The sequence below is a fragment of the Aeromonas salmonicida subsp. salmonicida genome, from assembly GCF_001643305.1.
Classification (GTDB): domain Bacteria; phylum Pseudomonadota; class Gammaproteobacteria; order Enterobacterales; family Aeromonadaceae; genus Aeromonas; species Aeromonas salmonicida.
Genome location: NZ_LSGW01000059.1, coordinates 84,695 through 98,659 on the forward strand (window position 1 = coordinate 84,695; position 13,965 = coordinate 98,659).

14 protein-coding genes and 3 tRNA genes are annotated in these 13,965 nt (G+C 57.5%); 13 read left to right on the forward strand and 4 right to left on the reverse strand.

Translation table 11 applies throughout. The annotated features are described in order from the left end of the window. Positions 1-28: 28 nt before the first annotated feature. Positions 29-514, reverse strand: coding sequence for a DUF2062 domain-containing protein (locus AXW79_RS09685; protein WP_011898563.1), 486 nt, complete (start codon positions 512-514; stop codon positions 29-31). Continuing rightward, positions 511-1,023, reverse strand: a complete 513-nt coding sequence (locus AXW79_RS09690; protein ID WP_005320098.1) for a DUF2062 domain-containing protein — start codon at positions 1,021-1,023, stop codon at positions 511-513. The genes AXW79_RS09685 and AXW79_RS09690 overlap by 4 nt, the downstream gene beginning before the upstream one ends. Positions 1,024-1,050: 27 nt before the next feature. Between AXW79_RS09690 and AXW79_RS09695 the strand changes: the two genes are divergently transcribed. The 13 genes from AXW79_RS09695 to nadS all read left to right on the forward strand — a co-directional run bounded on the left by AXW79_RS09695 (position 1,051) and on the right by nadS (position 12,401). Beyond that, the gene (locus AXW79_RS09695) at positions 1,051-3,252 is read left to right on the forward strand and encodes a DNA internalization-related competence protein ComEC/Rec2 (RefSeq protein WP_034282793.1); all 2,202 of its coding nucleotides are present in this window, start codon (positions 1,051-1,053) and stop codon (positions 3,250-3,252) included. A 338-nt stretch (positions 3,253-3,590) separates the two neighbouring features. Continuing rightward, positions 3,591-5,360: a lipid A ABC transporter ATP-binding protein/permease MsbA gene (gene msbA / locus AXW79_RS09700; protein WP_005320091.1), complete on the forward strand. Its 1,770-nt coding sequence runs from the start codon at positions 3,591-3,593 to the stop codon at positions 5,358-5,360. Next, positions 5,360-6,355 (forward strand): tetraacyldisaccharide 4'-kinase, encoded by a 996-nt coding sequence (lpxK, locus tag AXW79_RS09705; protein WP_005320089.1) that lies wholly within the window; start codon positions 5,360-5,362, stop codon positions 6,353-6,355. The genes msbA and lpxK overlap by 1 nt, the downstream gene beginning before the upstream one ends. Before the next feature lie 142 nt (positions 6,356-6,497). Further along, a complete protein-coding gene (locus AXW79_RS09710) occupies positions 6,498-6,686 on the forward strand; it encodes a Trm112 family protein (protein WP_005320086.1) in 189 nt (62 codons plus the stop codon). Then, positions 6,683-7,462, forward strand: coding sequence for a 3-deoxy-manno-octulosonate cytidylyltransferase (gene kdsB, locus AXW79_RS09715; RefSeq protein ID WP_005320083.1), 780 nt, complete (start codon positions 6,683-6,685; stop codon positions 7,460-7,462). The genes AXW79_RS09710 and kdsB overlap by 4 nt, the downstream gene beginning before the upstream one ends. Positions 7,463-7,675: 213 nt before the next feature. Continuing rightward, positions 7,676-8,320: a UvrY/SirA/GacA family response regulator transcription factor gene (uvrY, locus tag AXW79_RS09720; RefSeq protein WP_005320080.1), complete on the forward strand. Its 645-nt coding sequence runs from the start codon at positions 7,676-7,678 to the stop codon at positions 8,318-8,320. A gap of 218 nt (positions 8,321-8,538) precedes the next feature. Then, the gene (gene uvrC / locus AXW79_RS09725) at positions 8,539-10,389 is read left to right on the forward strand and encodes an excinuclease ABC subunit UvrC (protein WP_011898565.1); all 1,851 of its coding nucleotides are present in this window, start codon (positions 8,539-8,541) and stop codon (positions 10,387-10,389) included. Positions 10,390-10,573: 184 nt separating this feature from the next. Further along, on the forward strand, positions 10,574-11,128 hold the full coding sequence (pgsA, locus tag AXW79_RS09730) for a CDP-diacylglycerol--glycerol-3-phosphate 3-phosphatidyltransferase (protein WP_005320074.1): 555 nt from the start codon (positions 10,574-10,576) through the stop codon (positions 11,126-11,128). Positions 11,129-11,311: 183 nt separating this feature from the next. Beyond that, positions 11,312-11,387 (forward strand) — tRNA-Gly (locus tag AXW79_RS09735). Between the two features lie 35 nt (positions 11,388-11,422). Then, positions 11,423-11,496: transfer RNA gene (locus tag AXW79_RS09740), tRNA-Cys, on the forward strand. A gap of 41 nt (positions 11,497-11,537) precedes the next feature. Next, positions 11,538-11,624, forward strand: a tRNA-Leu gene (locus tag AXW79_RS09745). Positions 11,625-11,782: 158 nt separating this feature from the next. After that, entirely contained in the window at positions 11,783-12,115 is a 333-nt protein-coding gene (locus AXW79_RS09750; protein ID WP_005320072.1) for a type II toxin-antitoxin system RelE/ParE family toxin, read from the forward strand. 1 nt (position 12,116) lies between these two features. Continuing rightward, entirely contained in the window at positions 12,117-12,401 is a 285-nt protein-coding gene (nadS, locus tag AXW79_RS09755; RefSeq protein ID WP_005320069.1) for a NadS family protein, read from the forward strand. An 800-nt stretch (positions 12,402-13,201) separates the two neighbouring features. Here the strand turns inward: nadS and AXW79_RS22210 are convergent. Beyond that, the gene (locus AXW79_RS22210; protein WP_005320065.1) at positions 13,202-13,624 is read right to left on the reverse strand and encodes a DUF1420 family protein; all 423 of its coding nucleotides are present in this window, start codon (positions 13,622-13,624) and stop codon (positions 13,202-13,204) included. Next, positions 13,621-13,965, reverse strand: a 345-nt coding sequence (locus tag AXW79_RS23195) for a hypothetical protein (RefSeq protein WP_211271111.1), incomplete at its 5' end; no start/stop codon positions are given. The genes AXW79_RS23195 and AXW79_RS22210, both read right to left, overlap by 4 nt.

Below are 13,965 nucleotides of genomic sequence, written 5' to 3' on the forward strand. Positions count from 1 at the left end.
AGCTCTGTCTTGACAAGGGGTTGCCGGGTCAGCGGGGACGGATCAGCTTGCCCAGTTGCAACAACAGTAGCGTCAGCACAGCCCCCAGAATAGCCGTCAGTACCGCCAGCAAGAGGCTGCCGAGCAGGAAAGGGGGCACCAGAGTTGCCGCTTCGTGCTCAAGCCAGTGCAGGGACCAGGTGAGATGGAACGGTTCCGGCGTCTTGTGCAACACCAGACAACCGGTGCGGTAGGCATAGAGATACATGAAGGGGAGCGTCACCGGGTTGTTGAACCAGACCGCCAGCAGGGCGAGTGGCAGATTCAGACTGAACGCCAGCGCCAGAGCGACGGCGATCAGCGAATGCATGGGGACCGGGATCCAGCAGGCGAAGATACCGGCCGCCACGGCGCCGCTCAGGGCGCGACTGCCTCCTTGCCACAAGGCTGGTGCCAGCAGGCGATCGCCAAACAGCGCAAACCACTTCTGCTGGCGCAGGGTATCTGGGTCCAGCTTGAGACGGGGCAGCTTCATGCTCGGGCCTTGCGGCGGCGCCATTGACGAATGATGCTCAAACGCCACACCAGGCGGATCGTGACATAGCCGAACACAGAACTCAGCATCGCCAGCGCCAGTGACCCCAGCAGCAGGGGCGGTGCCACGGTTTCAAACACAGAGCTCAGCCAGTGCCAGGTAAACTCGATGTCGACATGCTGGGTGGGGTGGCCGAGCAGCAGGCAGCCAACCCGGTAGGCGGCATAAAACAGGGGGGGCATGGTAATGGGATTGGTCAGCCAGACCAGGGCGACGGCCAGCGGCAGATTGACCCGGCAGGCGATGGCGCCGCCAGCTGCCAGCAACATCTGGCAGGGCACGGGGATCCAGGCCATAAAGAGGCCGACCCCGAAGGCGCCTGCGGCAGAACGGCGATTGAGGTGCCAGAGGTTGTTGTCGAGCAACAGGTTACCAAACAGCTGCAAGCGCTTGTTTTCTTTGAGCGTCTTCTGATCCGGCATCCAGCGTTTGATGATTCGTTTGGGCATATTGAAACCTTGCTAAATACTTGCACCATGGATCTGCGCTTGTTGTCGTTTGCCCTTGGGGCAAGCTCCTCGTTACTCTGGCCATGGTTGCCTTCCATCGCATGGGGGGGCGTCATGCTCTGCCTGCTGGTTCCCCTTGCATATTATCGTGCCTGGCGGCTGCTGTTTCTCCTGCTTGGCATCCTCTGGATGCAGGCCAATCTGTCATATCGACTCGCTTGGTTGGATCAACTGGGAGCGCAGGGGAGCCACATCATAACCGCACGGCTGCAAAGTGCAGAGCCTCAGGGTGATAAATTTGTCCGGCTGTTGCTGCGGGTGACCGCCCTCGATGAGCGAGGGGTGACGCCTGAGCCCCTGATCCGGGTCAACGCCTATCAACAGCTGCCAGCCATGCCGGCGGGCAGCTCAGTGACCCTGGTGACATCGTTGAAACCGGCCCATGGTCTTGCCAACGAGGCGGGGATGGATGGGCGACGTCTGCTGCTCGGCAAGGGGATCACCGCCACCGGCAACCTGCGCCGCGTCATCGAGATAGACGTTGCTTCCCCGGGCTTGCGTGATCGCTGGCTGGCAGAAGCCACCGCCAGTTGGCGGGGATTGGTTCAGGCCCCCCTGCTATCAGCACTCACCTTTGGTGAGCAGGGCGGCATCACGGATGCGCAGTGGGAGTTGTTTCGCGGCAGTGGGCTCACCCATATCATTGCCATCTCCGGCCAGCATATCGCATTGGTTGCCGTGATCGGCTGGTGGCTGGGGCGCTTGTTCGGGCTGAGGACCGCGATTGTGGTCGCCCTGCTATTTGCCGCCATTTACAGCTGGCTTGCCGGATTTGCAGTGGCGACAGAGCGGGCCCTCATCATGGTGCTGGTGTGGAGTCTGCTGCGTTGGTGCAAACGGGAGTGGCCCAGCTATCGCATCTGGCTGTGGGCGTTTGTGGTGCTTTGCCTGTGGGATCCTTTTGCTCTGTATTCGGCCGGTTTCTGGCTTTCGTTCTTGGCGGTGGCTCTGCTGCTTGTGGCGAGTCATCTGGAGGGCAAGCCCAGCCTGGTGCGTCTGCAGGGCCTGTTGCTGCTCGGCTTGTTACCGCTGCAACTGGCGCTGTTCGAGGGGATTGCACCCTTGGCACTCTTGATCAACCTGCTGGCGTTGCCGCTATTTTGTGTGGGGATCATACCGCTTGCGCTGATCGGCGTCTTGCTGGCGCCGCTCTCCCACTGGCTTGCTCACGGCTTGTTCTGGTTGGCGGATACCGGTTTACAGTGGGTGTTATGGGCCTTGATCCAGTTGTCGAGTCAGTTGCAACTCTGGTGGCCGGTTCCGAGCTGGGCGATGCCGGTCAGCGCCGTGCTGATCCTGCTCTGGTGCGCATGGCACCTGCCAAGTGCTCGCCCGCTGTTGTTGCCCGTGGTCGCCGCCCTTGTGCTGGCCGTCTGGCCCGCAGCGACAGCCTGGCAATTGCGGGTACTGGACGTGGGACAGGGGTTGTCGGTGCTGATCACCAAAGGGAATCGCGGCATTCTCTATGATACGGGGGATCGTTATCCCGGTGGCTACAACATGGCAGATGCCGTCATCTTGCCCTTGCTCAATCGGCTCGATGTACAGGTGCTCGATCACCTCATCATCAGTCACAAGGACAGAGACCATGCAGGTAACCGGCGCACCATCTTGCAGGCTGGGCCGGTGCGCCATGAACTCTCTTCATTCGATTTTGGCGAGATGACGGGGCTGTGTCACCGTGGCCAGCAGTGGCGCTGGCAAGGGCTGACGTTTGCGGTGCTGTGGCCAGAACGTCCGGGGCATGGCCGTAATAACGACAGTTGCGTGGTGCGCATCAGCGATGGCCAACACAGCGTGCTGCTCAGTGGCGATATAGAGCAGCGTGCAGAGCAGCGCCTGGTGTTGCTGGAGGGAGAAGGGCTGGCCAGTACCCTGCTGGTGAGTCCTCATCACGGCAGTCGCACCTCATCCACTGTGCCCTTTATCGAGGCAGTGGGGGCGGGCTATGTGGTACACAGCGCAGGGTATCTCAATCAATGGGGTTTTCCTCGCCCCGAAGTGGTTGCCAGGTATGGAGAGGCTCGCCAATGGGTGACCGGACAGGATGGCGCTATCCTGATTGAACCCGCGTCTGGCGGGCTCAATATCCGCGCCGAGCGCGACTTGGGGCCCTGGTATCGGCGAGGTGGCAGCTGGTGGATGCCCAAGCATTGGCTTGGGCATTAATCAGTCATTTCCCCCTTGGGGTGTAGGTATCTAGATGGCGGCGCCTGGTGGATGCCCAAGCTTTGGCCTGGACATTAATCCGTCATTTCCCCCTTGGGGTGTAGGTATCTAGATGGCGGCGCCTGGTGGATGCCCAAGCTTTGGCTTGAGCATTAATCAGTCATTTCCCCCTTGGGTTGCGGGTATCTAGATGGCGGCGCCTGGTGGATGCCCAAGCTTTGGCTTGAGCATTAATTCGTCATTTCCCCCTTGGGTTGCGGGTATCGAGATGGCGGCGCTTGGTGGATGCCCAAGCTTTGGCTAGAATACCCCGTCATTTCCCTTATTAACGGCTATTCATGCAACAAGAAACCTCACAAGACAGCTGGCCTGTCTTCAAGCGTCTGCTCGGTTATGTCCGGGATCGCAAGTTGGGTCTGGTCGGCGGCATCATAGGGATGCTGGGCTATGCCGCCGTGGATACCACCTTCGTCTACTCCATCAAGCCGCTGATCGATCAGGGCCTCAATGGCAATGACAACAGTGTGCTGAAGTGGATGCCTTTCTTCGTGCTTGGCATCGTTGCCCTGCGTGGCTGTGCCACTTTCCTCTCCAACTATTGCATGGCCTGGGTCGGCAACCATGTGGTGATGCGGCTGCAACAGCAGGTGTTCAGTCATCTGATGGCCATGCCCATGAGTTTCTTCGACCGCCAGAACACCGGCAACCTGCTGGCCAAGGTGACCTATGACGCAGGTCAGGTCTCATCTGCTGCCAGCTCCACCTTGGTCTCGCTGGTGCGGGAAGGGGCGACCGTGATTGGTCTGCTCGGTCTGATGTTCTGGCACTCCTGGCAGTTGTCGGTGATCTTCCTGGTGGTAGGCCCGGTCGTCGGGATCCTCATTGGCCTCATCAGCCGACGTTTTCGCAAGATCAGTTGCCACATACAGCAGGCGGTGGGTGACATCACCACCTCGACCGAGCAGATGCTCAAGGGTCATAAAGAGGTGCTGATGTTTGGCGGTCAGCAGGTCGAAGAGAAACGTTTCTTCCGCGTCAGCAACCACATGCGTCAGCAGACCATGAAGATGGTGGCTGCCGATGCCATCGGTAGCCCCATTGTCCAGATGGTGGCCTCCGTTGCGCTGGCCGTCTTCCTCTACGTGGCGACCATCGACAGCGTCAAGGCGACCCTGACAGCCGGTACTTTCACCGTCATGGTCACCTCCATGATGATGCTGCTCAAGCCGCTCAAAAGCCTGACCGACGTGAACAACCAGTTCCAGCGCGGCATCACCGCCTGTCAGAGCCTGTTTGGTCTGCTCGACTCCACCCCTGAAGAGGATACAGGTACCCGTACCCTGGATCGTGCCCGTGGCGAGATCGAGTTTCGCAATGTCACCTTTACCTACCCGACCAAGGACACCCCCGCGCTGCACAACGTCAGCTTCAAGGTGGAAGCGGGTAAATCCGTGGCCCTGGTGGGACGCTCCGGCTCCGGCAAGAGCACCATCGCCAGCCTGCTGACTCGTTTTTACGACGTGGAGCAGGGCGAGATCCTGCTGGACGGCGTCAACATTCGCGAGTACCGCCTGAGCGAGCTGCGCAAGCAGTACGCCCTGGTTTCCCAGCATGTGCACCTGTTCAACGACACTGTCGCCAGCAACATCGCCTATGCGGCGGAAGAGCGTTACAGCCGGGAAGAGATCCAGCAGGCGGCACGCATCGCCCATGCTGACGAGTTCGTCAGCAAGATGACCCAGGGTTACGATACCGTGGTCGGCGAGAACGGGGCTTCGCTGTCCGGTGGTCAGCGTCAGCGTATTGCCATCGCCCGCGCCCTGCTGCGCGATGCTCCCGTCTTGCTGCTGGATGAGGCGACCTCGGCACTCGATACCGAGTCAGAGCGTCACATCCAGGCTGCCATCGACGAGCTGTGCAAGGCGCGCACCTCCCTGGTGATCGCCCACCGTCTCTCCACCATAGAGAAGGCGGACGAGATCCTGGTGATCGACGAGGGTCATATCGTCGAGCGCGGCAATCATGAGGCCCTGATGGCCAACCAGGGTACCTATGCCCAGCTGCGCGCCATCCAGTTCGGTAACACTTCCGTGGGTAACAAGGGCTAATGCTGCAGCAACTCTGGTACGGCAAGAGCGGCTGGCGCTGGTTGCTGGCCCCTTTTGCCCTGTTGTTTGCCATTCTTAGCGGCGCGCGCCGCTTCGCCTATCGGCGTGGTTGGTGCAAAGCCTATCGTGCCACTGTCCCTGTGGTGGTGGTGGGCAATATCTCGGTGGGCGGCAACGGCAAGACCCCTGTGGTGATCTGGCTGGTGGAGCAGTTGCAAGCTCGCGGATTCAGGCCCGGAGTGGTGAGCCGTGGTTATGGTGGCAAGGCGCCCCATTACCCCTATCGGCTCGATGCCGCCAGCACGACCGCGCAGGCGGGGGATGAGCCAGTGCTGATCGCCCGGCGCAGTGGCTGCCCCGTGGTGGTCGCCCCCAAGCGAGCCGATGCGGTGCGGCTGCTGGAGCAAAGCGGTGAGGTGGATATCATCATCACCGACGACGGCCTGCAGCACTATGGGCTGGCCCGCGATATCGAGCTGGTGGTGGTGGATGGGGTACGCCGCTTTGGCAATGCCTGCCTGCTGCCCATGGGGCCATTGCGCGAACCGGTAACCCGGCTGAAGCGGGTCGATGCCATCATCTGCAATGGCGGTGAGCCTGCCAAAGGAGAGTATGCCATGCGCCTGGTGGCCGATGTGCCGCGCCGGGTGCGGGATGATGCCCAGGCCACCGAGCCCTTGCCCCGTGCGGTGGATGCCCTGGCCGGCATAGGTCATCCTCCCCGCTTTTTTGCTACCTTGGCCGGGCTGGGGTATGAGTTGCACCAGCAGGTTGGTTATGGGGATCATCATGCGTTTGACCGCGATGAGCTGGTCGCCCGCTTCGGGCAGCGTCCGTTGCTGATGACAGAAAAAGACGCGGTCAAGTGCCGGACGTTTGCGCTGGATAGCTGGTGGTATCTGCCGGTCAGTGCCGAGTTGCCGGCCTCCTTGCTCGATACCTTGCTGCAAAAACTGCCATCGCTGACAGTGCCGCGTTCAGGCTCCGGATTGTGACGCGACATCATAGGGGCCTGGTTGTATCACCCGCTCGACATGGTTGAAGGGGGGTATTTCGGCCCGGAATCGAATATTGAATAGTTCGACATCATAAGGGCCTGGTTGTCTTGCCCGCTCGACATCGTTGAAGGAGTTTATTTTGGCATTGGACATTAAATTGCTCGACATCATTGCTTGCCCTGTTTGCAAGGGGAAGCTGCATTACAACAAGGCCGTGCACGAGCTGGTCTGCCGCTTCGACAAGCTGGCCTATCCGCTGGAAGAGGGGATCCCTGTGCTGCTGGAAAACCGTGCTCGCCAGCTCAATAGCGATGAGATGCCGTCATGAGTTTCGTGGTGGTCATTCCTGCCCGCTACGCCTCGACCCGTTTGCCGGGCAAGCCGCTGGCAGATATCCATGGCAAGCCCATGGTGCAGCACGTGGTGGAAAAAGCCCTGCAATCCGGCGCGGATCGGGTGATCGTCGCCACCGATGACGAGCGGGTGCACAGCGCCCTGGCGTCTTTTGCCGAACAAGCCGGTGTCGAGGTGTGCATGACATCGCAGGATCACCAGTCCGGCACCGAGCGACTGGCGGAAGTGTGCCGTCACTACGGCTTCTCTGCCGACACTATCGTGGTCAACGTGCAGGGAGATGAGCCGCTCATTCCCCCCGCCATCATTCGTCAGGTGGCCGACAACCTGGCTGCGGCGAGCGCGCCCATGGCGACGCTGTCCGTACCCATTCAGGACGCTGAAGAGGCGTTCAATCCCAATGCGGTCAAGGTCGTGACGGACAAGGAGGGCTACGCCCTCTACTTCAGTCGTGCTTGCATTCCCTGGGACAGGGATCGCTTTGCTGCCAGTGATCGCGCTGCTGGGAGCCACGAGCAGATTGGCGATCACTACCAGCGCCATATCGGCATCTACGCCTATCGCGCCGGTTTCATCCAGCGTTACGTGGACTGGGCGCCGAGCGTGCTGGAACAGGTCGAAGCCCTGGAGCAACTGCGGGTGCTCTGGTACGGGGAGAAGATCCACGTGGCCCAGGCGCTGCAAGCGCCACCGGTCGGGGTGGATACCCAGGCAGATCTGGACAAGGTACGCGCGCTGCTGGCGAACTGATGCCAGCACAATCAATGTAATCCTCTGAACGGTGCCTGCAGGCACCGTTTTTTGTGTTGAATCTTTATATAATTATTTGATTACAAACACCATTTACGAGCACTTTCAAACTTTTCCCGCCCATGGTTTGCCAAATGAACGAGTTTGGTTATGATGCAAGACGCCGTGTTAACCCTAACTGGCGTATAACGAGATAAAAAACGGGGTGTTTGGGTGATTAATGTATTCCTGGTCGATGATCATGAGTTGGTGCGTACAGGGATAAGACGCATTTTGGAAGATGTCCGCGGGATCAAGGTAGTGGGTGAGGCACAGAGCGGGGAAACCGCCGTCACGTTTTGCCGTCAGCACCATCCTGATGTGATCCTGATGGACATGAACATGCCGGGCATCGGCGGCCTGGAGGCGACCCGCAAGATACTGCGGATCCGGCCCGATGTGCGCATCATAGTGCTGACCATTCATTCAGAAAATCCGTTCCCGACCAAGGTGATGCAGGCGGGCGCCGCCGGTTACCTGACTAAGGGAGCCGCGCCGGATGAGATGATCCACGCCATTCGCCTGGTGCATTCAGGCCAGCGTTACATCTCCCCCGAGATCGCCCAGCAGATGGCCCTCAGTCAGTTTGCCTCGGCGGACGAGAATCCCTTCAAGTCCCTCTCCGAGCGCGAGCTGCAGATCATGATGATGATCACCAAGGGACAGAAGGTGACCGACATCTCCGAACAGTTGAACCTGAGCCCCAAGACGGTCAACAGCTACCGCTACCGCCTGTTCAGCAAGCTCGACATCAATGGCGATGTGGAGCTGACCCATCTGGCCATTCGCTATGGCATGCTGGATGCCGACACCCTGTAACCGGCTGTCGTGTGGCAAGCAAAGGCGGCCCGGCCGCCTTTTTGCATTTCGCTGGCCTGGCGCAGTATGCTCTCTCCGTTGATGCTGACTTCTATCGTTTTCGCCCCTTTGTGTTGAATCGAGTAGCCTGATGACCTTTTCTCCCGAGCCCCTTTTTGACAGCAAAGCCTTTTTGAGTGCCGTGACGCGCCAGATCGACGCCTGTTGCCGGAGCCATCATGACGACTTCTGAACCTCTCTTTGACAGCAAGGCTTTTCTGAGTGCCGTGACCCACCAGAGCGGCGTTTACCGCATGTATGACAGCGGCGGCACCGTCATCTATGTGGGCAAGGCCAAGGATCTGAAAAAGCGGCTCGCCTCCTATTTTCGTACCAATGTCGACAGCATCAAGACCCGTACCCTGGTGCGCCAGATCGCCGATATTCAGGTCATGGTGACCCATACGGAGACAGAGGCGCTGATCCTCGAGCACAATCTCATCAAGCAGTACCAGCCGCGTTACAACGTGTTGCTGCGGGACGACAAATCCTATCCCTGGATCATCATCACGGCGCACCAGCACCCCCGCATCGGCGTGCATCGCGGTGCCCGCAAGATTAAAGGGGAGTACTTCGGTCCTTACCCTTCCGGCGGCGCCGTGCGCGAGAGCCTGCATCTGATGCAGAAAATCTTTCCTGTGCGCCAGTGCGAAGACGCAGTCTATGCCAACCGCACCCGTCCCTGTCTGCTCTATCAACTCAAACGCTGCGCCGGTCCTTGTGTCGCCGGTCTGGTGAGCGAGGCTGAGTATGCCCAGCAGGTGGGGCTGGCCAAGCTGTTTCTGGCGGGCAAGAACCAGCAGGTAATAGGCGAGCTGGTGGGCAAGATGGAGTCCGCCAGCGGCGATCTGCGCTTCGAAGAAGCGGCCCGCTATCGGGATCAAATCCAGGCGCTGCGCCGGGTGACCGAGCAGCAATCGGTGAGCGGCAACGTGCTGGACGACCTGGACGTCATCGGTGTCGCGTTCGAGCAGGGCGCAGCCTGTATCCATGTGCTCTTTATCCGCCAGGGCAAGGTACTCGGCTCGCGCAGCTACTTTCCCAAGGTCCCGAGTGACACGCCCCTCGAAGAGGTGGTGCAATCCTTCCTGTTGCAGTTCTATTTGTCGGGGCAGGGGGGGCGGCAGATCCCGAGCGAGGTACTGCTGGACGTCGCCCTAGAGGATGAAACCCTGATCGCCGACACCCTGAGCCAGACTGCTGGCTACAAGGTACGGGTGGTGAGCCGTACCCGTGCCGAGCGGGCTCGTTTCATCAAGCTCGCCTCCATCAATGCCGAGACTGCGCTGCGCTCGCGCCTCGCCCACAAGAGCACCACCACGGCCCGCTTCAGCCAGCTGGAAGAGCTGCTGGAGCTGGAGCGCCCCATCGCCCGCATGGAGTGTTATGACATCTCCCACACCATGGGGGAGCGCACCGTGGCCTCTTGCGTAGTGTTCAACCGCGAAGGGCCGCTCAGCTCCGAGTATCGTCGTTTCAACATCGACGGCATCACAGGGGGTGATGACTACGCTGCCATGGAGCAGGTGCTGGAGCGGCGCTTTGGCAAGCTGCAAGAGCCGGACAAGGTGCCGGATGTGCTCTTTATCGACGGCGGCCTGGGTCAGTTGCGCCGCGCCGAGGAGATCCTGGCGCGTCAGCAGGAGTTTCTCGGTGGCAAATACCCGCTGCTGGTGGGCATTGCCAAGGGGGTAACCCGCAAGGCGGGGCTGGAGACCCTGATCATGGGGGAGAGCCACGAAGAGCTGCACTTGCCGGCAGATATGCCCGCTTTGCACCTGATCCAGCATATTCGCGATGAATCCCACCGTTTTGCCATTACCGGCCACAGAGCACGGCGCGCCAAGGCCCGTACTAGCAGTACCCTGGAGGACATTCCGGGGGTTGGGCCTAAACGTCGTCAAGCCCTGCTCAAGTATCTGGGGGGCTTGCAGGAGGTGAAAAAGGCAGGAGTGGACGATCTCGCCAAGGTGCCGGGTATCAGCCAGGAGCTGGCCCAGTCGATCCACGATGCACTGCGTTCGCTCTGAACATAGCTCTCAACCCCGGATCCTGATGCACAAGAGCCGTGACGCAAGGGGGCTGAAAATGCCATAATGGCCCGCATCCTGAGGTTATTGATGGATTAATAGACCAAGGCGGGCGCCTGTCCGGTTGCATCCGTGATCGGCTTGGGGCTACCATGTAGCGGCATACAAGAAGTGGCTGAAAATAATGACAAATATTCCTAACCTGCTGACGTTTTTTCGGATTTTGCTCATCCCCGTCTTCGTCATCCTGTTTTATGTTCCCTACCAGTGGTCCTATCTGGCGGCGGCTGTCGTCTTCACTCTGGCGGCCGCGACCGACTGGTTTGATGGCTATCTCGCCCGCAAGCTGAATCAGTCCACCGCCTTCGGTGCCTTCCTCGATCCGGTCGCTGACAAGATCATGGTGGCCGCGGCCCTGGTTGTCATAGTCGAACACTACAACACCATTTGGGTCACCATCCCCGCCATGACCATGATTGGCCGCGAGATCATCATCTCCGCCCTGCGTGAATGGATGGCCGAACTTGGCAAGCGTTCCGCGGTTGCAGTCAGCTGGATTGGCAAATGGAAGACCATGATCCAGATGGTGTCACTCACCGGCCTTATCTGGCAATACGACATCTGGATGGTGTGGCTCGCTTACGTGCTGCTGTATGTGGCGACCGTGCTCACCTTCTGGTCCATGTTCCAGTACATGAAAGCGGCCTGGGGCGATCTGACCTACCACTCCCGCTTCTAGTTTCTGTCCTGGCAGAAAACGGTGTTTCCCTGTCGTTGGGGCAGGGAAACGCTCATGAGTGGTAAAAGTGCAGGAAAAGGGTAAAAAACACCCGAACGATCAGGGTATTAAATATTTTTGGTTGACTGAGCGAGGAACATCGCTAGAATGCGTCCTCGTAGTCAGGCAGTCAGCCAGACCAATGCGGGAATAGCTCAGTTGGTAGAGCACGACCTTGCCAAGGTCGGGGTCGCGAGTTCGAGTCTCGTTTCCCGCTCCAAATTCAGACAATAGAGAGCCAACTCTCTTTTGCATGGCGCGTTAGCAAAGCGGTTATGCAGCGGATTGCAAATCCGTTTAGTCCGGTTCGACTCCGGAACGTGCCTCCATATTGACAAGCCCGCCACGCGGACTTGATACCGATTGCGGTGCCCGAGTGGTGAAATCGGTAGACACAAGGGATTTAAAATCCCTCGACGTTCGCGTCGTGCCGGTTCGATTCCGGCCTCGGGCACCATTAAAATCAAAGACTTACGAAGGCCACTAGCAATAGTGGCCTTTTTGTTTTTGGCCAAGTGGCGACAGAGTGGCGACAGAGAATGCCAGCGGTTGTCGTTATTTTTCTTGAGGTGTACTATGTACACCATTAGATTGATTGGCTAGAGTGAGTGATGGGTGAGTAACGCCATTGAGTTTATTGAGACATCGATCTTTACCAAGCAGATAAAAGCGCTCGCAACAGATGATGAGCTCAGAGCACTACAAACAGAATTGATTGCCCAGCCGGAAAAGGGTGATTTGATCCAGGGCACGGGGGGTCTGCGAAAAATTCGCATGGCAACTGGCCAGCAGGGGAAGAGTGGCAGCGCGAGAGTTATCTACTTTCTAGCGACAGCTGAGATGATTTACTTAGTGCTTGCCTATGCCAAGAGTGAGAAAGAAAGCCTGACATCGGCAGAAAAGGCCGAGTTAAAGCGCTTGACCACGTTACTAAAAGGCGAGGTTTAACATGAACATGTTTGACGAATTGAAGGCTTCCCTTGAGGAGGCTGTTGAAATTAAGCAGGGCCTTCTTGAGCCTGCCGCGCGGACTCGCTATGAAGTGGCGGACGTAAAGGCTATTCGCCTCGCACTGAATGTTTCTCAGCAAGAGTTTGCCCAGGCTCTTGGGACGAGTGTTGATACGGTCAAAAGTTGGGAGACCCGGCGCCGCAACCCGACTGGATTGGCAGCGAAGGTCTTGACGCTTATGCAAGAAAAGCCAGATCTCTACAGTGAGCTAGCTGCTCACTAATGTGGACTGAGACGATAGATCGAGAAGAGGCCCCATAGTGTGGGCCTCTTCTGCTTTTGAGTGCGGAGAACGCCAAGATGAACCTCATTTGCTATGACCACCTCGGTTAACCATCACAGCTCATGCTTTTTCAAAATTTCAGTTATCAGATCAGCCCTCATCACACCTAACCAGTTGAAACAAAACGCCTTCACGTTATTCCCCCGCAGCAAATGAGATCCTTCCTGATCATTCAAATTCTCACGGAAAGTACGACTCTCCCTGCATATTCAATGAGTTATGTTTTCAGTGCAGCAATCCAGAGCCCCTCCAAACTGTAAAAAACCGCAAAAAGGATCCTTCTTTTCAGATCCTAACCACGCCCGAGATCCTTTATCTGGCGGGGCCTAGGCCTATGGTTTTGCGGTAATCCACTTTTGCAAAAAATTTTATTGATGCGGCGCGCAGGCGGGAGCGGAAGAGCGCGGTTTCCGTGACGCAGACACGGCGGTGTGCGTCGCCACGGTGTATTGGGGGGCTGTGAGCGCGTGGAGGCTTCACGTATGATGCAGCGCTGCCCGATGGTTGCCTCTCCATGCGGCGCCATTCCCTGGCCATGTTTAGGCGCCGTCAGGCAGATAGAAGAAGGCCCCACGGTGTGGGGCCTTCTTCGCATTAGTTATGTTCTACTACTTGTAAGCAGTTAACTGCATGCACGTATCAGTTGTTGCTGCGTAGGCAAGGCCAGCACACCAGAAACCGGTGCTGCGGCAACGATAGCTGTTGTTGCTCAAAAAAAGCCAGCATAATGCTGGCTTTTTTTATTTTGAATTTTTTCTATCTTTTAGTAATTGGCACTCATTAACTGATACGGCATAAACTTGATAAGAGTTCCAACGGGAGACCCGTCTTAGATCCTGACACTCCACGTAATTGTCAGACTTAAAACTTAATTTAATCTTGGTAGCAAAGGTTAAGATAGGCGCTATGGCGAAAATGACAATTAGCACGCTCCGTTGAAAAAGTTTGTCTGGATTTCCAATCTTTGCTACTGACATTAACACATGAGGAATCAACACAATGCCAACTAGCGGAGCACAGTAAGAAGCCCAAATATTGGCAATGCCGCTAACCCTAAACGATGCAGATCCATTAGATAAAGTGGCATACAAATCATCTGATACCTGTTCAAATCCGAACCAGATAAAAGCTGCGGCAATGATCAGTCGTATGATATGAATCATTCGGCCAACCTTTTAAGCGAGTTGCCAATCTCATCTGAGAATCCATAACGCTCATCTAATGCGTCTAGCTCACGACCCATAAAGAAAGAACCAAATGCAAAGAGAGCGCCAGTTACCAAAATTCCTGATACCGGTAGTGTCGCAACGACTAGAGACATGGTTACTAGCGTCATCATCCCCTTGATGATGTCACCAGAACTATTACCAACGAACTCGGCTAAGGTCGCCTCATCACGTAAGATGTAATCAGCAGCATTCACTCCTACAGCAAAGGCAATTTCTATCCCAGCATTTACTTTGACCCACCGAGCAGCACCTTTAACTGAATCGCCCCTGGTTTT